Below are 21,710 nucleotides of genomic sequence, written 5' to 3'. Positions count from 1 at the left end.
CTTCGAGTGTAGACGGGCTATTCGGCGGGGGGGACGTGCGGGGCATTTAATCTGCATAAAGCAAAACCCCCGGCCTGGGCCGGGGGTTCTGTGATCACTCGTCGAGGAAGGAGCGCAAATGCTCGCTTCTCGTCGGGTGGCGCAGCTTGCGCAGCGCCTTGGCTTCGATCTGACGAATCCGCTCACGGGTCACGTCGAACTGCTTACCAACCTCCTCGAGGGTGTGGTCGGTATTCATGTCGATACCGAAACGCATGCGCAAAACCTTGGCTTCACGGGCAGTGAGGCCGGACAGGACTTCGCGAGTCGCTTCTTTAAGGCTCTCAACGGTAGCGACATCGATTGGCGACTGCATGGTCGAGTCTTCGATGAAGTCACCCAGATGGGAGTCTTCGTCATCACCGATCGGGGTTTCCATGGAGATCGGCTCTTTAGCGATCTTCAATACCTTGCGGATCTTGTCCTCAGGCATTTCCATGCGTTCGCCCAGCTCTTCCGGGGTCGGTTCGCGACCCATTTCCTGCAACATCTGCCGGGAAATACGGTTGAGCTTGTTGATCGTCTCGATCATGTGCACCGGAATACGGATGGTGCGGGCCTGGTCGGCGATCGAGCGAGTGATCGCCTGACGGATCCACCAGGTGGCATAAGTCGAGAATTTGTAGCCGCGGCGGTATTCGAACTTGTCTACCGCTTTCATCAAGCCAATGTTGCCTTCCTGGATCAGATCGAGGAACTGCAGGCCACGGTTGGTGTACTTCTTGGCGATGGAGATCACCAGACGCAAGTTCGCTTCGACCATCTCTTTCTTCGCGCGGCGGGCCTTGGCCTCACCGATCGACATGCGACGGTTGATGTCCTTGATCTCGGCGATCGTCAAACCGGTTTCGGTTTCCAGCGCGGTCAGCTTCTGCTGGCAACGAATGATGTCCGGTTGCAGGCGACCAATGGCTTCAGCGTATTTGCTTTTGCCTTTGGCCAGTGCATCGCTCCAGCTTTCGTCGACTTCGTTGCCCGGGAACTGGCGCAGGAAGTCGGCACGCGGCATGCGGGCATCACGAACGCACAGCTGCATGATCGCGCGCTCTTGCTGGCGCAGACGATCCAGGGCACTGCGAACACGCTCGACCAGGCCTTCGAATTGCTTCGGCACCAGTTTGATCGGCATGAACAGCTCAGCCAGGGCCAACAGCTCGGCAATCGCAGCCTTGTTGTAGCGACCGTGCTTTTTCAGCGCCTTGCGGGTGATTTCCATCTGATCGGCGACAGCGCCAAAACGCTGTGCGGCGATGACCGGATCCGGACCGCTTTCGGCTTCTTCTTCGTCATCGCTTGCTTCGGCGTCATCGTCGTCGGTGTCGTCGGCAGCTGGAGCGGCTTTCGGGTCGACAGGCGGTGGCACTTCGGCTGCAGGCGGCGCAATGCCGTCGTCCGGGTCGATATAACCGCTCAGGACGTCGGACAGGCGGCCACCTTCGGTGGTGACGCGAGTGTACTCGGAGAGAATATGGTCAACCGTGCCAGGGAAGTGCGCGATTGCGCCCATCACTTCGCGGATGCCCTCTTCAATACGCTTGGCGATTTCGATTTCGCCTTCACGTGTGAGGAGCTCTACCGTACCCATTTCACGCATGTACATGCGCACTGGGTCGGTGGTGCGACCAATGTCGGTCTCGACCGCTGCCAACGCTGCAGCTGCCTCTTCGGCCGCGGCTTCGTCGGTATCGGCGTCGGCCAGCATAAGGGAATCCTTATCTGGCGCAACCTCGAATACGTTGATCCCCATGTCATTGATCATGCGGATGATGTCTTCCACCTGTTCCGGATCTGAAATATCCTCCGGCAGGTGGTCGTTGACCTCCGCGTAAGTCAGGTAGCCCTGCTCACGACCAAGTGTGATCAACTCTTTGATACGAGACTGCTGTTGCGCTTTTCCGGACATAACACCCTATCCACTGAAGGTCTTGGCGGGCAAAAAACAAGCCGAGGATTATACCTGAGCTATGACCTCACGCGCCAGTTGAGGTCGGGTTTGATGCGCAAACATTGCGGCTTAAAAGGTCGCGCAGTTGATTTTTCTCTTCGGCACTCAACTCACTTTGACGCGCTTTTCGAAGAAGTTGTTCCAGATTTCGCTCGCGTTGGCGGGCTGACAAGCTAGTAATGGTGTCGAAAAACTGTTGTTCAAGGTTGTCTCCATCAATCAGCCATTCCTTTTCTGCCAGCGCTTTCAGCAGTCGGCCCTGTTCAGTGCCGTGCCAACGCGCAATCAGTTGAAATGAGTTTAGCTTGGGATTCTTCTGTACGGCTTCGAGCAGGGCGACCAGCAGTTGCGTGTTAGTGTGGTCTTCGGCCGCAAAGTGCCCGGCATCCTCGACTTTTTCGGCCAGTTGCGGGTGATGCAGCAACGTGCGCAAGGCGGCCAGGGTGGGTGGCTCTACAGCAGCCGGTACTCGTGGTGCGCGCGGTTGATCGCGATCGCCGCCGCGTTTGCCGTTCTTGTCCCACGGCTTCTTGTCCCATTTTTTGCCGCCGGCGCCCGGTTTCTTCGGCGTCCACTCCTGCTGCGGCACATACATCTCTTGTGCCTGCGGCTGATGGTAGTCGCTGTAATCGGGCATGGCGTCGTAATCAATGCCCGGGTCGTACGCCGGTGGTGCTTCCTGAGGTGCGCTTTGCACCAGTTGGCTCACGGCTTCACCGCTGAGCCCGGTAATTTCGGTCAGGCGCTGGCGCATCAGAATGCGCAGGTTGGCGCCCGGAACCTTGTCGATCAGTGGCGCGGCGAGAGTGGCCATGTGGGCCTTGCCTTCAAGCGAGCGCGGGTCCGATTCCTCGGTCAACTGTTGGAAAAAATAATCGGCCAATGGCTGTGCATGCTGATTGATCCGCGCGCGGAAGGCGTCAGTGCCTTCGGAGCGGACCAGGGTGTCCGGGTCTTCGCCTTCGGGCAGGAATAGAAAGCGTGCGCGCCGTCCGTCCTGCAAGCTCGGCAACGTCGCTTCCAGTGCACGCCAGGCAGCGTTGCGGCCGGCCTGGTCGCCGTCGAAGCAGAACAGTACGTTGGGTACGACGCGAAACAGTCGCTTCAAGTGCTCTTCGCTGGTGGCGGTGCCCAGGGTCGCCACAGCATTGCGCAGGCCTTGCTGGGCGAGGGCGATGACGTCCATGTAGCCTTCGACGACGATGATTTCGTCGAGGTTGCGGTTGTTCTTGCGCGCTTCGTAAAGGCCATAGAGTTCCTGGCCCTTATGAAAAACCAGGGTTTCCGGTGAGTTCAGGTATTTCGGCTTGTCGTCGCCCAGCACCCGGCCGCCGAAGGCGATGATGCGCCCGCGGCTGTCGCGGATCGGGAACATCACGCGATCGCGGAAGCGGTCGTAGCGCTTGCCGGTTTCGGCGTTCTCCACCAGCAGGCCGGCATCGATCATGGCCTTTTGCTGCAGGGTGTCGCTGCTCAAGTGCTTGAACAGATTGTCCCAGCCGGGCGGGGCGAAACCGAGGCCAAAGTCCCGGGCAATTTCGCCGGTCAATCCACGACCTTTCAAGTAATCCACAGCAGCTTTGCGCGATGGATGGCTTTTCAGGGCCTGACGGTAAAAATCGGCGGCGGCAGTGAGCAGTGGATACAGCGGCGAATCGGTGGGCTGCCGCGGTTTGTGCGGTCGGCCGCTTTCTTCGCGGGGGATTTCCATGCCGGCGGCTTTGGCCAGTTCTTCGACAGCCTGGGGGAAGTCCAGGTTGTCGTGGTCCATGATGAAGCCGAGGGCGTTACCGCCAGCGCCGCAGCCGAAGCAGTAATAGAACTGTTTGTCGGGGCTGACGCTGAAAGAGGGGGTTTTTTCTTTGTGAAACGGGCAGCAGGCAGTGTAGTTCTTGCCGGCCTTTTTCATTTGCAGGCGCGAGCTGACCACATCGACGATGTCGGTGCGGTTCAGAAGGTCGTCAATGAAGCTCTGGGGAATTAGCCCGGCCATGGCGTTCTCGTCATCTGCGCTGAAATGGACCCGAAACGAAGTGCGGCCGAACGCGGGTCATTGTTTGAGGCGCGCAGGGTGTGCGGCTCGACCGGTGTCGTCTGCGTAATCGCTGTCAGGAAGTGTATCTGCCGAAAATCCGCTGACGTTAGTACCGATCAGCATTCGACTATATGAAAGTGTTTCGCTGAGTCCGGCGACGGCCAGTCAATGGCCTCGGATAGCTCATAAGCGGGCACGCAAGAAGGTGCCTTGGGCTGATCGTCGTGAGAGGAATCAGTGGGTGTGCTCGTCAGTAGCCTTGAAAGGCTCGTCAGAAAAGACGTGCACCGCTGGCAAAAGAGCCAGGTCTGACGCTGTGAAGCAGGTTTGTCTCGGTCGCGTCTGCGGCTTTGACGGTGAAGCATCAAGCGTTGTCCGCAAATGCCATTAGCCCGGCTGAGGGCCGGGCTTGGCAGAAGCTTGCTACGATCGTCTGCGTATTAGTACAGACGAACGGCGCGGCGCTGTTCGCGCTGTACTTTCTTGGCGTGACGCTTAACAGCGGCTGCTGCTTTACGCTTACGCTCAGAAGTAGGCTTCTCGTAAAATTCGCGGCTACGAACTTCAGCCAGTACACCGGCTTTTTCGCAGGAGCGCTTGAAACGACGCAGAGCTACGTCGAAGGGTTCGTTCTCTTTAACTTTGACGGCTGGCATCCAGAGCTACCTTCATTCATTACCGGGGTCAACATCCTCGCGGCAAAAGAGCACTTGAAGACGTCGGTTTTTAAGGGTTGCGGATGTTAACCCCTCATCGCTCGGAATGCAAAGCCTCTGATCGAAAACCGCTGGTCGGGGCATCACGCGACGACTATTATGCGCGCCTTCGAATTCAGCCTCTACAAGGCGCAAACCCATGCTAGTACTGGGATTAGAAACCTCCTGCGACGAAACCGGTGTTGCACTTTACGACAGTGAACGCGGGTTGTTGGCCGATGCGCTGTTCAGTCAGATCGACCTGCATCGCGCCTATGGCGGCGTGGTGCCGGAGCTGGCTTCGCGCGATCACGTCAAACGCATGCTGCCCTTGATCCGTCAGGTGCTGGCCGAGGCCGGCTGCGTGCCGACCGAGATCGACGCCATCGCTTATACCGCCGGTCCCGGCCTGGTCGGAGCCCTGCTGGTAGGGGCTTCCTGCGCGCAGGCGCTGGCTTTTGCCTGGGGTATCCCGGCGTTGGGCGTGCACCACATGGAAGGTCACCTGCTGGCGCCGATGCTGGAACCGCAACCGCCGGAGTTCCCGTTCGTCGCTTTGTTGGTCTCGGGCGGTCATACGCAGCTGGTTCAGGTCGACGGGATCGGTCAGTACACGCTCTTGGGCGAGACCCTCGACGATGCCGCCGGCGAAGCGTTCGACAAAACTGCAAAAATGATGGGCCTCAATTATCCGGGCGGTCCGGAGATTGCTCGTCTGGCGGCGCAAGGCGTTGACGGACGTTTCGTCTTCCCGCGTCCGATGTGTGATCGTCCGGGCCTGGCGTTTAGCTTCAGCGGTTTGAAAACCTTCGCCTTGAACACCTGGCAGCAATGCGTCAGCGCCGGGGACGACGGCGAGCAAGCCCGTTGCGACATCTCGCTGGCGTTCCAGCAGGCCGTGGTGGAGACTTTGACCATCAAGTGCAAGCGTGCCCTGAAACAGGCCGGCATGAAGCGTCTGGTGATCGCTGGCGGCGTCAGCGCCAACAAGGCGTTGCGCACGTCACTGGAAAAAATGCTCGGCGACATGAAGGGCGATGTGTTTTATGCCCGTCCGGAGTTCTGCACCGACAACGGTGCGATGATTGCGTTTGCCGGCTGCCAGCGCTTGCAGGCTGGTCAGCACGAAAGCCTGGCGATCAGCGTGCAGGCGCGTTGGCCGATGGAGCAGCTGTCGGCGCTGTGATGAGCGGTGCTCACGTGCGGCATTTAAAAATGCCGTTCGCGCCCGGCAAACAGGTCGCGTAGATTGCCGCGATGACGCCAGACGATCAGCCCCGTGAGCGCGCTCATGGGCAGCAGTGCCGCCGGCTCTTGCCAGGCGAGCAGCGGCAGGGTCAGGGGTGTGGCAATCAGGGCGGCGAGTGAGCTGGTGCGGGTCAGGTAGAACGTCAACAGCCAGGCACAGACTGCCAGCAGCGCAGCGGGCGGATAGAGCCCCAGCAGCATGCCGGCCGCGGTGGCGACACCTTTGCCGCCGCGAAAACGGAAGTACAGTGGGAACAGATGACCGATGACGGCGACGACGCCGATCCAGGCTTGTTCCTGTAGTGAAAGGCCCATTGCACCTGCGACCAGCACTGGCAGCAGGCCTTTGCAGAGGTCGCCGAGCAAGGTCAGGATGGCGAGTTTTTTGCCGGCCAGACGCAACATGTTGGTGGCACCGGCATTGCCCGAGCCACTCATTCGCGGATCGGGGTTACCGGTCAGGCGGCTGAGCAAAATGGCGAAGGACAGAGAGCCGAGCAGGTAGGCGAAAATCGCCAGTGACCAAAACATGCTAACTATTCCGGGCGAGGACGCCCTGATTCTAACGGCGCATTGCGCCCTTGTCGTGCAGCGGAGAGAAGTGCTTGGACAGAGTGTTTATCGAGGGCCTGGAAGTCGACACCGTGATTGGTGCCTACGACTGGGAACGAGGCATCCGACAGTGTCTGCGACTTGATCTGAGCTTCGCCTGGGACAATCGCCCGGCCGCCGCCGGTGATGACCTGACCCTGGCGCTTGACTACGCGAGCGTTTCGTCACGCATCCAGGCTTTTGCCGAGCAGGCGCAGTTCCAGCTGGTCGAGACGTTTGCCGAACGTCTGGCTGAAGTGCTGATGAGTGAATTCAAGATCACCTGGATGCACCTCAGGCTGACCAAGCCAGGTGCCGTTCCGGCGGCCAAGGGCGTGGGCGTGGAGATCGAGCGCGGATGTCGCTGACTCAGGTGTATCTCGGGCTCGGTAGCAATATCGAGCGCGAATCCCATTTGCAGGCTGGCCTGGACGCCCTGGCGGGTTTCCTGGTGGATATGCGCTGCTCGGCGGTGTTCGAAAGCCAGCCGGTGGGGATCAAGAGCGGGCCGTTTTTCAACTTTGTGGTCTCGGCCTATACCGATCTGCCGCTGATGGAACTGGATCGACGGCTGAAATTCATCGAAGCGGATAACGGCCGCTACGCGCCGGACCGCAAGGGCTTGCCGCTGGATATCGACGTGTTGTTGTTCGGCGACCTGGTGGGTAACTTCGATGGCTTGATCTTGCCCAGGGCAGAGATTCTGAAAAATGCCTTCGTGTTGTGGCCGTTGTCGCTGATTGCGCCGGACAGAGTGCATCCGGGCGTAGGCAAAAGCTTTGCGACCTTGTGGAGCGAGGCGCGGATCGATCAGGTGTTGGCGCCGGTGGCTTTTGAGTGGCGCGGTGAGCAATTGACCCCCTCCGATATGCTGTAAAGCAAAAGATCGCAGCCTTCGGCAGCTCCTACGTCGAACCGGTTCACCCCGCGACATCGCGAGTGTATGCCAGGCCCTGTAGGAGCTGCCGCAGGCTGCGATCTTTTGCCCTTGCTTACGCTTGTTCTTTGTAAGCCTTCAACGCCTTGAGCCGCTCGCGCTTGATCGCCTCGCCCAGCTCCGGTCCCTTGAATCCCTTCTCTAGCAATGGCTGAACCGCCACGCTTCGCGCCGCAGTTGCTGCCCCGCGCAAATAATCCGCCTGTGGATAACTTCGCTGCTCCAGGCCTTTGCGTCCTCGAGCGTCCATCTCGCATGCAGCGATAAACTCCTCAAAGCGCTGAGGTCGACGATAGACGTCGAAACTCTGCAGCAACTCCAGCAAGGTCGACGGTTTCAGCTCCAGAGCCCGGTGGCCGTGGGTGTGATACTCGCCCACCAGCAGTGCCAATTCCTGACAATCCTTCGGTGCCTTGAAGCGCTCGTTGACCGCTTTGATCAGCTTCAGACCTTTGTGCTCGTGGGCGATGTGGCGGGGCCATTCCTCCTCGGGCGTCAGTCCTTTGCCCAAGTCATGCAGCAGACAGGCCCAGCGCACGGTCAGCGGTTGTTTGTGCAGCGCCGCTTGCTCCAGCACGCTCAGGGTATGCACGCCTGTGTCGATTTCCGGGTGATGGGCCTCGGGTTGCGGTACACCGAACAGCGCATCGACTTCCGGCATCAGCACTTTGAGCGCACCGCACTCGCGCAGCACCTGGATGAACACCTGGGGTTGGTCTTCCATTAGCGCGCGGGCGATTTCTTTCCAGCTGCGTTCCGCGGTCAGAGCCTCCAGTTCACCCGATTCGCTGAGTTGCCGCATCAGCGCCAGTGTCTCGGGGGCGACGGTGAAACCCAGTCCCGCATAACGCGCGGCGAAGCGGGCAACGCGCAGAACACGGAGAGGATCTTCGGCGAATGCGGGGGAAACGTGACGAAGCAGGCGAGCTTCGAGATCCCGCTGGCCATGGTAGGGGTCGGTCAGGTTCTGCTGATCGTCTTCGGCCATGGCGTTGATCGTCAGGTCACGACGAATCAGGTCTTCTTCGAGCGTGACTTCGGGGCTGGCGTGAAAGGTGAAGCCGCCGTAACCGCGCCCGCTTTTGCGCTCGGTGCGGGCGAGGGCGTATTCCTCACCGCTTTTGGGGTGAAGGAACACCGGAAAATCCGCACCCACCGGGCGAAAGCCCTTGGCGAGCATTTCTTCGGTGGTGGCGCCTACCACGACCCAGTCGATATCGGTGACAGGCTTGCCCAGCAGGCGATCGCGTACCGCACCACCGACTTTATAAATCTGCATAAAAAACCTCCGTTAGCCCGACAGAATAACCTTTGCGTCGAACTTCCGGAGGCCGAAACAGGATCAAAGATGAATGACAGCCAGGTCTAGCCGGCCGTAGTCTCCCTCGCCATGCTCGCTTTTGGGTGGAACATGGTGGGTTTTCACCACCTGATCCCCTTGCAGGGTTTCCAGGTGAATGTCGAAGCCCCACAGCCGGTGCAGGTGCTTGAGCACTTCCTCGGTGGAATCGCCCAGTGGCTTGCGGTCGTGCTGCTGGTGACGCAAGGTCAGTGAGCGGTCGCCGCGCCGGTCGATGCTGTAGATCTGGATGTTGGGTTCACGATTGCCCAGATTGTATTGCGCCGCCAGGGTTTCGCGAATGGTTCGATAGCCCTCTTCGTCGTGGATCGCCGGAACCAGCAGATCGTCCTTCTGATCGTCATCGAGAATGCTGAACAGCTTCAGGTCGCGGATTACCTTGGGTGACAGGTACTGCAGGATGAAGCTCTCGTCCTTGAAGCTGCTCATGGCGAATTTGATGCTGGACAGCCAGTCGGTGCCGGCGATTTCCGGGAACCAGCGGTAGTCTTCTTCGGTAGGCTGTTCGCATATCCGCCGGATATCGCGATACATGGCAAAACCGAGGGTGTAGGGGTTAATTCCGCTGTAGTAGGGGCTGTCGAAGCCCGGCTGAAAGACCACGCTGGTATGGGACGTCAGGAACTCCATCATGAAACCATCGGTGACCAGGCCTTCGTCATACAAGTCGTTCATCAAGGTGTAGTGCCAGAAGGTGGCCCAGCCTTCGTTCATCACCTGGGTCTGGCGCTGTGGATAAAAATACTGGGCGATCTTGCGCACAATCCGCACGATTTCACGTTGCCATGGCTCCAGCAGCGGGGCGTGTTTTTCGATGAAATACAGGATGTTTTCCTGAGGCTCGGCGGGGAAGCGCGCGTTGTCCTTGTCGCTGAACTTGTCCGCGCCTTTTGGAATGGTCCGCCACAAATCGTTGATCTGCTTTTGCAGATGTTCTTCCCGATCTTTCTGCCGACGGCGTTCTTCTTCGGCGGAAATCGGATAAGGGCGTTTGTAACGGTCGACCCCGTAATTCATCAGCGCGTGGCAGGAATCGAGTAAGTCCTCTACTGCGTCGATACCGTGGCGTTCTTCGCACTGCATGATGTACTGCTTGGCGAACACCAGGTAATCGATGATCGAGCTGGCGTCGGTCCAGGTGCGGAACAGGTAATTACCCTTGAAGAAGCTGTTATGGCCATAGCAGGCGTGAGCCACCACCAGGGCCTGCATGCAGATGGTGTTTTCTTCCATCAGATAGGCGATGCAAGGGTCCGAGTTGATCACAATCTCGTAGGCCAGCCCCATCTGGCCGCGGCTGTAGGATTTTTCGGTACTTAGGAAGTGTTTGCCATAGGACCAATGGTGATAACCCAAAGGCATGCCCACAGAGGCGTAGGCGTCCATCATCTGTTCGGCGGTGATCACTTCGATCTGGTTGGGGTAGGTATCGAGCGCATAGCGGGCCGCGAGACGACTGATTTCGCGGTCGTAGGCCTGGATCAGCTCGAACGTCCATTCAGAGCCGGTGGAAATGGGTTGGCGCTTCTGCTCTTTGGCGGTCATGTCACTAACCTGCGCTGGAAGAGTTCACGGAAGACCGGATAGATATCCCCGGCCGAGACCAGTTGCTGCTGGGCAAAAGTGTCAGAGAAGGCTTCGGCGATGCGTTCGTACTCGAACCACAGGGCCTGGTGTTCGCGCGGGGTAATCTCTACATAAGTGTAGTACTGCACGAACGGCATGATCTGGTTGATCAGGATGTCGCGGCAGATCGGCGAGTCATCGTTCCAGTTGTCACCGTCGGACGCCTGGGCAGCATAGATATTCCACTCATTGCTCGGATAACGCTCGGCCATGATCTCCTGCATCAGTTTCAGGGCACTGGAGACGATGGTGCCGCCCGTTTCCCGGGAGTAGAAAAACTCCTCCTCATCCACTTCGCGGGCACTGGTGTGGTGGCGGATGAACACGACGTCGATTTTGTCGTAGTTCCGCTTGAGGAACAGGTACAGCAGGATGAAGAAGCGTTTGGCGATGTCCTTGGTCGCCTGGGTCATGGAGCCGGACACGTCCATCAGGCAGAACATCACTGCTTTGGAGCTGGGGTTCGGCTGCTTGATGAGCAGGTTGTACTTGAGGTCGAAGGTGTCGAGAAACGGCACTCGATGAATGCGCGCGCTGAGTTTCTCGATTTCCGCTTCAAGCTCCTGAATGTCGCCAAAGTTGTCCGGTTCCTCCCGTTTAAGCCGCGCCAGCTCCTCTTTGACTTCGCGCAGTTTTGCCCGGCTGCTGCCGGACAGGGCGATTCGCCGGGCATGGGCCGAACGCAGCGTGCGGATAATGTTGATCCGTGACGGGTTGCCCTCGTTGCTGATGCCCGCGCGTACGGTCTTGAAGGTGTCGGTGCCAGTCAGGTGACGTTTGACCAGGTTAGGCAGTTCAAGGTCCTCGAACATGAATTCGAGGAATTCTTCCTGGGTGATCTGGAAGACGAATTCGTCCATCCCTTCACCCGAGTTACCGGCCTTGCCGGGGCCTCTGCCGCCACCACCACCGGGTGGACGGGCAATGTGCTCGCCGCTGGTGAACTCCTTGTTGCCCGGGTGCACGATGGTCTGCTTGCCGCCCCGTCCGTGGTGAAGCACCGGCTCGTCGATGTCGCGGCCGGGAATGCTGATTTGCTCGCCGTGTTCCATATCGGTAATGGAACGCCGGCCAACCGCCTCTTCGACGGCCTTTTTGATGTGATCACGGTAGCGCCGCAGAAACCGCTGACGGTTTACCGTGCTCTTGTTCTTGCCATTGAGACGTCGGTCGATCACATAGCTCATGACTGCTCCTTAGAAGCTGTCCTGAAAGGGGCGAGCGGTTACGCAGCATCGACACTGTGCCGAGGGATGTTCACGCTCCCCCAAGCGCTTCTGGATGCTGCCTGAACCTCGTTACCGACTTTCGAACACCTCCCAGAGGTCTGTGTAACAGAAAAAACGTACACAGGCCTCTGGCTAACGACAACCGGTCTGACCGGCAGCGGGTTACTGTGATTTTCTGACCCGCAGATACCACTCGGACAGCAGTCGTACCTGTTTGTCGGTGTAGCCCCGCTCGACCATCCGTGTGACGAAGTCGTTGTGTTTCTGCTGGTCTTCTTTGCTGGCCTTGGCGTTGAAGCTGATGACCGGCAGCAGGTCTTCGGTGTTGGAGAACATTTTCTTCTCGATGACCACCCGCAGTTTTTCGTAGCTGAGCCAGGTTGGGTTCTTGCCGTTGTTGTTGGCACGGGCGCGCAGTACGAAGTTGACGATTTCGTTGCGGAAATCCTTCGGATTGCTGATGCCGGCCGGTTTCTCGATTTTCTCCAGTTCTTCGTTCAGGGCTACACGGTTGAGGATCTCGCCGGTTTCCGGATCGCGGTATTCCTGATCCTGAATCCAGAAGTCGGCGTACAGCACGTAGCGATCGAAGATGTTCTGGCCGTACTCGCTGTAAGACTCGAGGTAGGCAGTCTGGATCTCCTTGCCGATGAATTCGATATAACGCGGCGCCAGGTACTCTTTCAGGAAGCGCAGATAGCGTTCGCGGGTCTCTGCCTGGAATTGTTCCTGTTCGATCTGCTGCTCCAGCACGTAGAGCAGATGCACCGGGTTGGCGGCGATTTCGTGCGGGTCGAAGTTGAAGACCTTCGACAGGATCTTGAAGGCGAAGCGGGTCGACAGACCGTTCATGCCTTCGTCGACACCCGCTGCGTCGCGGTATTCCTGTATCGACTTGGCCTTCGGATCGGTGTCCTTGAGGTTTTCGCCGTCATACACGCGCATCTTGGAGTAGATGTTGGAGTTTTCCGGCTCTTTAAGGCGCGAGAGCACGGTGAACTGAGCGAGCATTTTCAGGGTGTCGGGCGCGCAATGGGCCTTGGCCAGCGAGCTGTTGAACAGCAGCTTGTCGTAGATCTTCACCTCGTCGCTGACACGCAGGCAGTACGGCACTTTGACGATATAGATCCGGTCGATGAAGGCTTCGTTGTTCTTGTTGTTCCGGAAGGTGTGCCATTCCGATTCGTTGGAGTGGGCCAGCAGGATCCCGGTGAACGGAATAGCCCCCAGGCCTTCGGTACTGTTGTAGTTGCCTTCCTGGGTGGCCGTCAGCAATGGGTGCAGCACCTTGATCGGTGCCTTGAACATTTCGACGAATTCCATCAGGCCCTGGTTGGCCCGGCACAGCGCGCCCGAATAGCTGTAGGCATCGGCGTCGTTCTGCGGGAACTCTTCCAGTTTGCGAATATCGACCTTGCCCACCAGTGCCGAGATGTCCTGGTTGTTTTCATCGCCCGGCTCGGTTTTCGCAACTGCAATCTGGTTGAGGATCGATGGATAGAGTTTCACCACGCGGAACTGGCTGATGTCGCCGCCGAATTCGGCCAGGCGCTTGGTGGCCCATGGCGACATGATGGTGTTGAGGTAGCGCCGGGGAATGCCGAAGTCTTCCTCGAGGATCGCGCCATCTTCAGTGGCGTTGAACAGACCCAGAGGTGACTCGAAAACCGGCGAGCCCTTGATTGCGTAAAAGGGCACTTTCTCGATCAGCTGTTTGAGCTTTTCGGCTAAAGATGACTTACCGCCACCGACTGGGCCAAGCAGGTAGAGGATCTGTTTCTTTTCTTCCAGACCCTGAGCGGCATGGCGGAAATACGACACGATCTGGTCGATGCATTCTTCCATCCCGTGGAAGTCTTCAAAGGCCGGATAGCGGCGGATCACCTTGTTGGAAAAGATGCGCGACAGCCTCGAGTTGGTTGAGGTGTCGAGCAGTTCCGGTTCACCGATGGCCAGCAAGAGACGCTCGGCCGCGGAAACGTAGGCGCTGCGGTCCTTTTTGCACAGTTCCAGATACTCTTGCAGCGAGAGTTCTTCCTGGCGCGTGGACTCGAAGCGTTGTTGGAAGTGGCTAAAGATACTCATGACGTCACCTCGCTCGATACGTGGAGCCGACGCCGGATCACTCAGTCGATGCTGGCAGCAACCGAACAGGCAGTTGCTGTTTACCCCCCAGAACTCTTCCGGAGCTGACTACTCCGAAAGCTACTCCCGATGACCCGTGCGCCGGTGTACCGGCTCTCCCCTGTTTTGGATGGCCTGCGCTTAAGGATAGTTGGGAATTCGGGAGGTAAAGGCAAGATACGTAATTAGTTGTGGCAGACCGTTCGTCTGTAATCGCGCGAGCCCACGGGGGCCGGGGCTTGCGCATTACAAAATAATTATTCGGAAGTGCTTTGCGCCGTTTCCGAAGGATAGGTCGTACGCCACAGTTCAAAACCGCCGTCCATGCTGTAGACGTCGGAAAAGCCCTGGCTGATCAGATAAGCAGCTGCGCCCTGGCTGGAATTTCCGTGGTAGCAAACCACTACCGTCGGCGCATCCAGATCGGCGCCCTGAATGAAAGCATGCAGAGAATGGTTATCCAGATGCTTCGAGCCTTTGATGTGCAGCGCGGCAAACGTTGCCGGGTCGCGGACATCGACTACCACCGCGCCTTGTTCGCGCAGGGCTTGGGCCTGTTCTGGGGGGATACGTTTGAATTCGCTCATGGCGGGCTCCTGTGGCTCGGCTGAAAGCGCAGTCTAGCGCGGGGCGCTGGCTGACGTTTGTTCGGGAATAGAGGTGGCGACTGCCGGTCGAACGTGGCCATGGGCGTCGCATTTACATCGCAGGCGCTCGAAGGTGTCGACGTTCATCAGGGTCATGGCGCCACCCCAGACACAACCGGTATCGAGGGCAAAGAGCCCCGGTTCGTTGCACTGGCCTTCGAGCGCCGCCCAATGGCCGAAGATAATCTTCAGGCCTTTGGTCTTGCGTTCTTTGTGCGCAAACCATGGCGCATAACCCGGCGGTGCGGTGTCGATGCCTTCCTTGCCCTTGAGGTCGAGTTTGCCGTCGCTGGTGCAGAAACGCATCCGGGTGAAATAGTTGGTGATGACTCGCAGGCGGGCCGCGCCTTTGAGGTCGTTGTCCCATTTCACCGGCTCGTTGCCGTACATGCCGTCAAGGTAGGGCGCGAAGCGGTTGTCATCGCGCAGGGCTTCTTCGACTTCGGCGGCGCATTTCAAGGCTTTGCGCAGCGACCATTGTGGTGGGATGCCGGCATGGACCAGGGCGATATCGCGCTGTTCGTCGTAGTGCATGAGCTTTTGTTGACGAACCCACTCCAGCAGTTCTGCGCGATCGGGTGCTTCAAGAATCTCACACAGGGTGTCGGCTTTCTTCAGGCGCTCGATGTTGTGCCCGGCCGCCAGCAAGTGCAGGTCATGGTTGCCGAGTACGCACACCAGCGACTCACGGATGCTATAGAGGAAGCGCAAGGTTTCCAGCGACTGTGGGCCACGGTTGATGAGGTCACCCACCAGCCACAAACGGTCCCGGGCAGGGTCGAAGGCCACTTGCTTGAGCAGGCACTTGAGCGGTTCAAGGCAACCCTGCACATCACCGACGGCATACGTCGCCATTAGTGCAACGCTCCGGGTACCGCCAGGCGGAACGGCGCGATGATGGCGTCGAAGTGCTTACCGTCTTCGGCGAGCATCTGGTAGGTGCCCTGCATCGTGCCGACCTTGGATGTCATGACGGTGCCGCTGCTGTAAGTGTGGCTATTGCCCACGTCGATCAACGGCTGTTGGCCGACGACGCCCGCGCCGCGAACCTCCTCGACATGACCGTCACCGTCGGTGATCACCCAATGCCGTGAAAGCAGTCTGGCGGGTAGCAGGCCATTGTTCTGCACGGTGATGGTGTAGGCGAAGGCAAAGCGGTTGTGCTCGGGTTGCGATTGTTCTGCCAGATAGCGGGTGACGACGCTGACGTCGACCTGATAACGAGGATCGGACATGCAAAAGGCCTTAGAAACGAAGCGGAACGCGGGGCGTAGCTGATAGAACTCAGTCTAGGCCAAGTATCGGGTAGTAAACCAGAGTGGCGTCCTACCCGATAGCGCTCATCGCCTGTCAGTCGGTGGCAGGCTTTTGTAGAACTTGTTCGCTGAGCTTGTCGGCCAGGCGTACGAAAGCGGCCAGGTCGAGCTGCTCGGGACGCAGGCTGCCATCGACGCCGGCGGCTTCGATTTCAGCGTTGCTCAGCAACAGTTTCAGTGTGTTGCGCAGGGTCTTGCGGCGCTGGTTGAAAGCTTCGCGCACGACGCGCTCCAGCAGGCGATGATCCTTGGCCGGGTGCGGCAGCACCGCGTGGGGCACCAGGCGTACGATCGCGGAGTCGACTTTCGGCGGAGGATTGAACGCGCCCGGGCCGACGTTGAACAGATGCTCGACCCGGCAATGGTACTGAACCATGATCGACAGCCGACCCCAGTCACCACCACCAGGCCCTGCCGCCAGACGCTCGACCACTTCCTTTTGCAGCATGAAGTGCATGTCGCGAATCAGGCTGGCGTTGTGCAGCAGGTGAAAAATCAGCGGTGTAGAGATGTTGTACGGCAGGTTGCCGACCACTCGCAGGCTGTTTGGCGCGGCGTTAAGGCTGTTGAAGTCAAACTTCAACGCGTCGCCCTGATGCAGGTTGAAGTTGCTCTTGCCGGCGAACTGCTGGTTGAGGATCGGGATCAGGTCCTTGTCCAGCTCCACGACGTCCAGTTGGGCGCCGCTGTTGAGCAGGCCTGCGGTCAATGCACCCTGGCCCGGACCGATTTCCAGCAGGCGGTCTTCAGGTTTGGCGTGAATGGAGCGCAGGATGCGGTCGATAACGCCGGCATCGTGCAGGAAGTTCTGGCCGAAGCGCTTGCGCGCCCGGTGTTGGTAATGCTCGGTCATAAACGGGTCTCGGCCATCTGGTAGGCGGTTTCCAGGGCGACTTGCAGGCTGCCGGTGTCGATGTTGCCGCTGCCAGCCAGGTCCAGGGCGGTGCCGTGGTCGACCGACGTGCGGATGATCGGCAAGCCGAGGGTCACGTTGACTGCCGCGCCGAAGCCTTTGTATTTCAGCACGGGCAAGCCCTGGTCGTGGTACATCGCCAGCACCGCGTCGCAGTGCTCCAGATATTTGGGGGTAAACAGAGTGTCGGCGGGCAGGGGGCCGCGAAGGTCCATGCCCTCGCCGCGCAGGCGCTCTAATGTAGGTTCGATGATGTCGATTTCTTCATGGCCCAGATGACCGCCTTCGCCGGCGTGCGGGTTAAGCCCGCAAACCAGGATGCGTGGCTGGGCGATGCCGAACTTTTCTTTCAGGTCGGTGTGCAGAATCCGTGTGACCCGCTCCAGCCGCTCCGGCGTGATTGCGTCGGCAATCTCGCGAAGGGGCAGGTGAGTGGTGACCAGCGCCACGCGCAAGCCGCGGGTGGCGAGCATCATCACCACTTGTGCGGTGTGGGTCAGGTCAGCGAGAAATTCCGTGTGCCCGGAAAAGGCGATCCCGGATTCATTGATCACGCCCTTGTGCACCGGGGCGGTGATCATGCCGGCGAAATGCCCGTCAAGGCAGCCTTGCCCGGCGCGGGTCAGGGTTTCCAGAACGAAGGCCGCATTGGCCTTGTCCAGTTGCCCGGCGGTGACCTTGGCGTTGAGAGGCGTATCCCACACATACAGGCTGTTGGCCGGTGCAGGAACATCCGGCCAACTGTCCGGTGTGACCGGCAGCAGATCGACAACCACGCCCAGCTGCGCGGCCCGCTCGATGAGCAGGTCGCGGCTGGTGATGGCAATCAAGGGATGTGGCTGGGCTTGCGAGGCGAGCAGCAGGCACAGGTCGGGACCTATGCCGGCTGGTTCGCCGGGGGTCAGCGCGAAACGCTTGGGTTTCACTGCGCTGCCTGGTCTGCACCAGGGAGTTTGATTTCTACGTACGCTTCGTCACGGATCTGACGCAGCCAGGTTTGCAGCTCTTCGTCGTATTTGCGGTTACGCAGTACGGTCATCGCTTGCTGCTCACGGGCCTGGGTGGTGCTGTCGGTGGCGCGGCGGCCAAGGACTTCCAGTACGTGCCAGCCATATTGGGTCTTGAACGGCTTGGACAGCTGACCTTGCGGGGTCTTGGCCATCACTTCGCGGAATTCAGACACCAGCGCGTTCGGGTCGATCCAGTTCAGGTCGCCACCGTTGAGGGCGGAACCCGGATCTTCCGAGAAGCTTTTCGCCAGTTCGCCGAAATCTTCGCCCGCTTCAATACGGCTGTAGAGCGATTGAGCCAGGGCCTTGGTTTTTTCTTCGTCGCGGATCGGACTCGGTTTGACCAGGATGTGCCGCACGTGTACTTCGTCACGTACCTGGGCTTCGCCGCCACGCTTGTCGAGGATCTTCAGGATAATGAAGCCGCCCGGGGTGCGCATTGGCTGGGTCACGTCGCCAACGGCCATGCTGCCCAGCAGGCGATCGAACGGAGGAGGCAGTTGAGCGGCTTTACGCCAGCCCATGTCGCCGCCTTCCAGTGCGGTTTCGCTGGCGGATTTGGCGATTGCCAACTGACCGAAGTCAGCGCCTTGCTTGAGCTGTTGGTAAACCGCGTCGGCTTGTTTGGCCGCATTCTGAATTGCGTCGGAGTTGGCGCTTTCCGGCGTAGGAATCAGGATGTTGGCCAGACGGAACTCTTCGGACAGTTGCATCTTGCCCAGGTCGGACGCCAGGAAGTTCTTCACTTCCTGCTCGGACACCTGGATGCGTTCCGCCACACGGCGCTGACGCACACGGCTGATGATCATTTCGCGGCGGATCTGGTCACGGGCGTCGTCATAAGACAGGCCGTCGCGAGCCAAAGCGGCGCGGAATTGTTCGATCGACATGTTGTTGCGCTGGGCAATAGTGCCGACAGCCTGGTTCAGTTCTTCATCGGTAATGCGGATGCCGGAGCGCTCGCCGATCTGCAATTGCAGGTTTTCGACGATCAGACGCTCGAGCACCTGCTGATCCAGTACGCCGGCAGGCGGTACGGCAGCACCGCGCTTGGCGATGGTTTGCTGAACTTCGTGAACGCGCCGGTCCAGTTGGCTCTGCATGACCACGTCATTGTCGACGATGGCCACCACTTTATCGATGGACTGTACCGCGGCGTTGGCCGCGGTACCCAGGAACAGCGCGCCCAGCATCAGCGGGCGCAGACAATCAGAAAGCTTGGTCTTCACGTTCACGATAACCTTGGATGCCTTTGTCGAGGAAACTCTCTACTTTGGCGCCGGTGAGGCCGCCGAGTCCCTTCAGAACAATTTGGAGGAAGACGCCGTGGTCGCCTTTTTCGTTTTGTGGAGCTTCCTGACTGAATTCGTCATAGGAAACCCAGTAACGGTTGATCAGGCGTAGTTTCCAGCAGCAGTTGTCGTACTCGAAACCACCGAAGGCTTCCAGGGTACGGTTGCGGTTGTAGTCATACTGCCAGCGGCTGATGGCGTTCCACTGCGGCACGATCGGCCAGATCACCGAGAAGTCGTGCTGTTTGATCTTGTAGTAGTCCTTCACGTAGCCAGGTTGGCCCGGAGTGCCGTAATCACCGCCGCCCACCGACCATTTACCGGTGTTCTGGTCATAACGGACCTGGTCATTGCGATAGCGATAACCGGCGTTGATGACCTTGTTCGGGTTGTCTTCAGGCTGGTAGTGGAACATCGCGCTGCCCGAGCGAGGGCTGTGGCTGTCCGGGTCCCAGTTGTAGTCTGCAGTGGTGCGCCAATCGCGGTTCCAGCGGTATTCGTATTCCAGTGCATACGGTGAAACGTTGGCCTTGGCATCATCACGATCATTGAAAGCGATACCTGGCAGTTGGACTTTACGGTCCTTGAAGTACAAGGCCTGGCCGATACTGATGCGTTGGCGTTCGAAGCCGTTGTCTTCGATCCAGCGGTTCGTAACGCCCAGGGACAGCTTGTTCTCGTCGCCGACGCGGTCGGAGCCGGAGAAGCGGTTGTCACGGAAAAGCGACGCGTAGTTGAAGGTGTATTCGCTGGTGTCGAAGACCGGGATGTCTGTCTGGTCTTTCTCGGGTACATAGAGATAGAACAGGCGCGGTTCGAGGGTCTGGCGATAGTTTTTGCCGAACCAGGTGGTGTTGCGATCGAAATACAGGCCGCTGTCGACGCTGGCGATTGGCACGCCGCGGTTCTGATTGCGGTTGTAGGTCTCATCCGCCAGCAGGGTGTTTTTGCCTTGCTGATCAAGATCAAGATCATACTGGGTGTATTGATACTTGAGCGACGGCTTCAGGAAACCATAGGTCCAGTTCAGCGGTAGGCTGACGCCTGGCTTCAGATTGAGGCGGTTACCGTTGGCGCGGGCCAAACCAACAATGTTGGTGTCCAGTCGAGGTTCGGTGGTAATGCCATCTTCCTGAACGAAGTTGCCATTTTTGAGATCCCGGTCAAAGCGAACGATTTCCGTCTCGTAGTCGAAGTTCAAACCTTCCGGATGATACGGCAGCTGACCATTAAAGGTGATCTGCGGCAAACGATCATACGGCGTGATGTTCGAAACGGTCGCCAGCTGATAAGCCTGGGCGTTCAAGCGAGCGGTGTAGCTGTCGCCACGATAGGTGACAGAGCCCTGCTGGTTCACGTAGTCAGAGCTTTTCACGCCAATCTGGTCAGTCTGCAGATCCTGGAAGTAATACGGATCGCTGATCTTGGTGTAGTCAACCTGCGTCAAGACGCGCGAGTCGAGGCCACCCTTGTGCTGCCAGTTGTACATGTAGCGGGTTTTTTCGTAGTCGGTCTGCTTGCTGCGCTCAGTATCTTCGTCGTTGAGGTACGCGGCGCCGAACTGACCTTCGCTGGACTTGGTCAGGTAACGGAATTCGCCTTCCATCAACAGGCCGCGCTTGCTCATGTAGCGCGGGTACAACGTGGCGTCGTAGTTCGGCGCCAGGTTGAAGTAGTACGGGGTGACCAGCATGAAGCCGGTATCGCTGCCGGTGCCGATGGTCGGCGGCAGGAAGCCGGACTGGCGACGGTCATCGATCGGGAAATAGATGTACGGCGTGTACAGAACCGGAATGTCCTTGACCCGCAGCGTCACGTTGGTCGCGGTACCGAAACCGGTGGCCGGGTTCAAGGTGATGTTGTTGCCCTTGAGCTGCCAGGCATTGCTGTTCGGTTCGCACGTGGTGTACGTACCGTCCTTGAGACGGATGATCGCGTTCTCGGCACGTTTGGCGTACAGCGCGTTACCGCGGATGCGCGACTTGTGCATCACGTATTCGGCGTTGTCGACCTTGGCTTCACCGGTGTCGAGCTGCACGTCGGCGTGGTCGCCGACGATCAGTGCGCCATTGTCGCGGATGCGCACGTTGCCGGCCAGTTCGCCACGGCTTTCGGCCTGGTACAGGTTTGCTTCGTCGGCTTCGACCTGCATGCTGCCCTGACGCATGACCACGTCACCGGCCAGGGTCGCGACTTGCTCTTCCTGCTTATAGCGGGAGGCCTTGGCGCCGATAAAGGTCGGTGCGTCACTTTTATTCGTCTTGTCATTCATGCCAGGACGAATCGGTTCGATATAGGAACCAGAGCAGTAAGGACCGGTTTCAGCCAATTGCGCTGCAGTGAGCTTCTCGCGCGGAACCCAGTCGAGGTGGCTGTAGTCTTCACTACGCGACTTCAGGCCGCGGCCCTTGGACTCGGTAACAAGCACAGGCTTGGCGCCGGTGTCTTCGCTGGAGGCGGTGCCTGCCGGGGTTTCGCCAGTGGCGGAAACTGCGCTGCCTTCATGGACGGGACGCGGCGGCAATGCAGCGGCCGGCGCCTTTGGCGCACAGTCCCAGGCACCCGAAGCAGAGACTGAGCAGTCATACTGTTCCGCGGCGACCACGAACGACGTGGCCAGGGGTTGCAGGGCCAGCAGACTGCCGGTAACCAACAACGGAAATTTTTTACGAAACGCGGGGGATTTCAATGCCATCTTATTAG

The 21,710-nt window shown here is 58.9% G+C and carries 18 protein-coding genes; 3 read left to right on the top strand and 15 right to left on the bottom strand.

All coding sequences use genetic code 11. From position 1 onward, the window contains the following. Window positions 1-94 precede the first annotated feature (94 nt). The 3 genes from rpoD to rpsU all read right to left on the bottom strand — a co-directional run bounded on the left by rpoD (window position 95) and on the right by rpsU (window position 4,675). Window positions 95-1,942, bottom strand: a complete 1,848-nt coding sequence (gene rpoD / locus AC1RO5_RS13040; protein WP_019580727.1) for an RNA polymerase sigma factor RpoD — start codon at window positions 1,940-1,942, stop codon at window positions 95-97. A gap of 67 nt (window positions 1,943-2,009) precedes the next feature. After that, the gene (gene dnaG, locus AC1RO5_RS13035) at window positions 2,010-3,977 is read right to left on the bottom strand and encodes a DNA primase (RefSeq protein WP_493175313.1); all 1,968 of its coding nucleotides are present in this window, start codon (window positions 3,975-3,977) and stop codon (window positions 2,010-2,012) included. A 482-nt stretch (window positions 3,978-4,459) separates the two neighbouring features. Further along, the gene (gene rpsU, locus AC1RO5_RS13030) at window positions 4,460-4,675 is read right to left on the bottom strand and encodes a 30S ribosomal protein S21 (protein WP_002551877.1); all 216 of its coding nucleotides are present in this window, start codon (window positions 4,673-4,675) and stop codon (window positions 4,460-4,462) included. 199 nt (window positions 4,676-4,874) lie between these two features. Here rpsU and tsaD point away from each other — a divergent pair, with 199 nt between their 5' ends. Further along, window positions 4,875-5,900 (top strand): tRNA (adenosine(37)-N6)-threonylcarbamoyltransferase complex transferase subunit TsaD, encoded by a 1,026-nt coding sequence (tsaD, locus tag AC1RO5_RS13025; protein WP_493175312.1) that lies wholly within the window; start codon window positions 4,875-4,877, stop codon window positions 5,898-5,900. A gap of 23 nt (window positions 5,901-5,923) precedes the next feature. Here tsaD and plsY read toward each other — a convergent pair whose 3' ends face one another. Then, window positions 5,924-6,493 carry a glycerol-3-phosphate 1-O-acyltransferase PlsY gene (gene plsY, locus AC1RO5_RS13020; RefSeq protein WP_493175310.1) on the bottom strand — a complete coding sequence of 190 codons (570 nt, stop codon included), beginning with the start codon at window positions 6,491-6,493 and terminating at the stop codon, window positions 5,924-5,926. Between the two features lie 74 nt (window positions 6,494-6,567). Between plsY and folB the strand changes: the two genes are divergently transcribed. Both folB and folK read left to right on the top strand, forming a co-directional pair. After that, complete coding sequence (gene folB, locus AC1RO5_RS13015; RefSeq protein ID WP_019650332.1) at window positions 6,568-6,921, top strand: dihydroneopterin aldolase; 354 nt, start codon at window positions 6,568-6,570, stop codon at window positions 6,919-6,921. Next, window positions 6,912-7,430 (top strand): 2-amino-4-hydroxy-6-hydroxymethyldihydropteridine diphosphokinase, encoded by a 519-nt coding sequence (gene folK / locus AC1RO5_RS13010; RefSeq protein WP_477748475.1) that lies wholly within the window; start codon window positions 6,912-6,914, stop codon window positions 7,428-7,430. The genes folB and folK overlap by 10 nt, the downstream gene beginning before the upstream one ends. A 115-nt stretch (window positions 7,431-7,545) precedes the next feature. Here folK and AC1RO5_RS13005 read toward each other — a convergent pair whose 3' ends face one another. The 11 genes from AC1RO5_RS13005 to AC1RO5_RS12955 form a co-directional block, all read right to left on the bottom strand. Then, complete coding sequence (locus tag AC1RO5_RS13005; protein WP_493175307.1) at window positions 7,546-8,769, bottom strand: multifunctional CCA addition/repair protein; 1,224 nt, start codon at window positions 8,767-8,769, stop codon at window positions 7,546-7,548. A gap of 63 nt (window positions 8,770-8,832) precedes the next feature. After that, window positions 8,833-10,395 carry a SpoVR family protein gene (locus AC1RO5_RS13000; RefSeq protein WP_493175303.1) on the bottom strand — a complete coding sequence of 521 codons (1,563 nt, stop codon included), beginning with the start codon at window positions 10,393-10,395 and terminating at the stop codon, window positions 8,833-8,835. Continuing rightward, window positions 10,392-11,663: a YeaH/YhbH family protein gene (locus tag AC1RO5_RS12995; RefSeq protein WP_007936560.1), complete on the bottom strand. Its 1,272-nt coding sequence runs from the start codon at window positions 11,661-11,663 to the stop codon at window positions 10,392-10,394. The genes AC1RO5_RS13000 and AC1RO5_RS12995 overlap by 4 nt, the downstream gene beginning before the upstream one ends. 204 nt (window positions 11,664-11,867) lie before the next feature. Continuing rightward, entirely contained in the window at window positions 11,868-13,790 is a 1,923-nt protein-coding gene (locus AC1RO5_RS12990) for a PrkA family serine protein kinase (RefSeq protein ID WP_007904259.1), read from the bottom strand. A gap of 296 nt (window positions 13,791-14,086) precedes the next feature. Further along, entirely contained in the window at window positions 14,087-14,416 is a 330-nt protein-coding gene (gene glpE, locus AC1RO5_RS12985) for a thiosulfate sulfurtransferase GlpE (RefSeq protein WP_493175301.1), read from the bottom strand. A gap of 33 nt (window positions 14,417-14,449) precedes the next feature. After that, a complete protein-coding gene (locus tag AC1RO5_RS12980; RefSeq protein ID WP_493175299.1) occupies window positions 14,450-15,331 on the bottom strand; it encodes a symmetrical bis(5'-nucleosyl)-tetraphosphatase in 882 nt (293 codons plus the stop codon). Beyond that, window positions 15,331-15,711 (bottom strand): Co2+/Mg2+ efflux protein ApaG, encoded by a 381-nt coding sequence (apaG, locus tag AC1RO5_RS12975; RefSeq protein WP_493175297.1) that lies wholly within the window; start codon window positions 15,709-15,711, stop codon window positions 15,331-15,333. Before apaG ends, AC1RO5_RS12980 begins: the two co-directional genes overlap by 1 nt. Before the next feature lie 115 nt (window positions 15,712-15,826). Next, window positions 15,827-16,645, bottom strand: coding sequence for a 16S rRNA (adenine(1518)-N(6)/adenine(1519)-N(6))-dimethyltransferase RsmA (rsmA, locus tag AC1RO5_RS12970; protein ID WP_007936568.1), 819 nt, complete (start codon window positions 16,643-16,645; stop codon window positions 15,827-15,829). After that, the gene (gene pdxA, locus AC1RO5_RS12965) at window positions 16,642-17,631 is read right to left on the bottom strand and encodes a 4-hydroxythreonine-4-phosphate dehydrogenase PdxA (RefSeq protein WP_493175295.1); all 990 of its coding nucleotides are present in this window, start codon (window positions 17,629-17,631) and stop codon (window positions 16,642-16,644) included. Before pdxA ends, rsmA begins: the two co-directional genes overlap by 4 nt. After that, window positions 17,628-18,944, bottom strand: a complete 1,317-nt coding sequence (gene surA, locus AC1RO5_RS12960) for a peptidylprolyl isomerase SurA (protein ID WP_493175293.1) — start codon at window positions 18,942-18,944, stop codon at window positions 17,628-17,630. Before surA ends, pdxA begins: the two co-directional genes overlap by 4 nt. Continuing rightward, window positions 18,925-21,702 (bottom strand): LPS-assembly protein LptD, encoded by a 2,778-nt coding sequence (locus AC1RO5_RS12955; protein WP_493175292.1) that lies wholly within the window; start codon window positions 21,700-21,702, stop codon window positions 18,925-18,927. Before AC1RO5_RS12955 ends, surA begins: the two co-directional genes overlap by 20 nt. Window positions 21,703-21,710: the final 8 nt, after the last annotated feature.

It is taken from the genome of Pseudomonas sp. GW822-FHT02G04 (assembly GCF_058802085.1).
This window is presented reverse-complemented; position numbering and strand designations above follow the sequence as displayed.

What these genes read in the sequence shown, in the direction of transcription:
- rpoD (WP_019580727.1), bottom strand. Translation starts at nt 1,942, where the DNA reads ATGTCCGGAAAAGCGCAACAGCAGTCTCGTATCAAAGAGTTGATCACA.
- dnaG (WP_493175313.1), bottom strand. Translation starts at nt 3,977, where the DNA reads ATGGCCGGGCTAATTCCCCAGAGCTTCATTGACGACCTTCTGAACCGC.
- rpsU (WP_002551877.1), bottom strand. Translation starts at nt 4,675, where the DNA reads ATGCCAGCCGTCAAAGTTAAAGAGAACGAACCCTTCGACGTAGCTCTG.
- tsaD (WP_493175312.1), top strand. Translation starts at nt 4,875, where the DNA reads ATGCTAGTACTGGGATTAGAAACCTCCTGCGACGAAACCGGTGTTGCA.
- plsY (WP_493175310.1), bottom strand. Translation starts at nt 6,493, where the DNA reads ATGTTTTGGTCACTGGCGATTTTCGCCTACCTGCTCGGCTCTCTGTCC.
- folK (WP_477748475.1), top strand. Translation starts at nt 6,912, where the DNA reads ATGTCGCTGACTCAGGTGTATCTCGGGCTCGGTAGCAATATCGAGCGC.
- AC1RO5_RS13005 (WP_493175307.1), bottom strand. Translation starts at nt 8,769, where the DNA reads ATGCAGATTTATAAAGTCGGTGGTGCGGTACGCGATCGCCTGCTGGGC.
- AC1RO5_RS13000 (WP_493175303.1), bottom strand. Translation starts at nt 10,395, where the DNA reads ATGACCGCCAAAGAGCAGAAGCGCCAACCCATTTCCACCGGCTCTGAA.
- AC1RO5_RS12995 (WP_007936560.1), bottom strand. Translation starts at nt 11,663, where the DNA reads ATGAGCTATGTGATCGACCGACGTCTCAATGGCAAGAACAAGAGCACG.
- AC1RO5_RS12990 (WP_007904259.1), bottom strand. Translation starts at nt 13,790, where the DNA reads ATGAGTATCTTTAGCCACTTCCAACAACGCTTCGAGTCCACGCGCCAG.
- glpE (WP_493175301.1), bottom strand. Translation starts at nt 14,416, where the DNA reads ATGAGCGAATTCAAACGTATCCCCCCAGAACAGGCCCAAGCCCTGCGC.
- AC1RO5_RS12980 (WP_493175299.1), bottom strand. Translation starts at nt 15,331, where the DNA reads ATGGCGACGTATGCCGTCGGTGATGTGCAGGGTTGCCTTGAACCGCTC.
- apaG (WP_493175297.1), bottom strand. Translation starts at nt 15,711, where the DNA reads ATGTCCGATCCTCGTTATCAGGTCGACGTCAGCGTCGTCACCCGCTAT.
- rsmA (WP_007936568.1), bottom strand. Translation starts at nt 16,645, where the DNA reads ATGACCGAGCATTACCAACACCGGGCGCGCAAGCGCTTCGGCCAGAAC.
- AC1RO5_RS12955 (WP_493175292.1), bottom strand. Translation starts at nt 21,702, where the DNA reads ATGGCATTGAAATCCCCCGCGTTTCGTAAAAAATTTCCGTTGTTGGTT.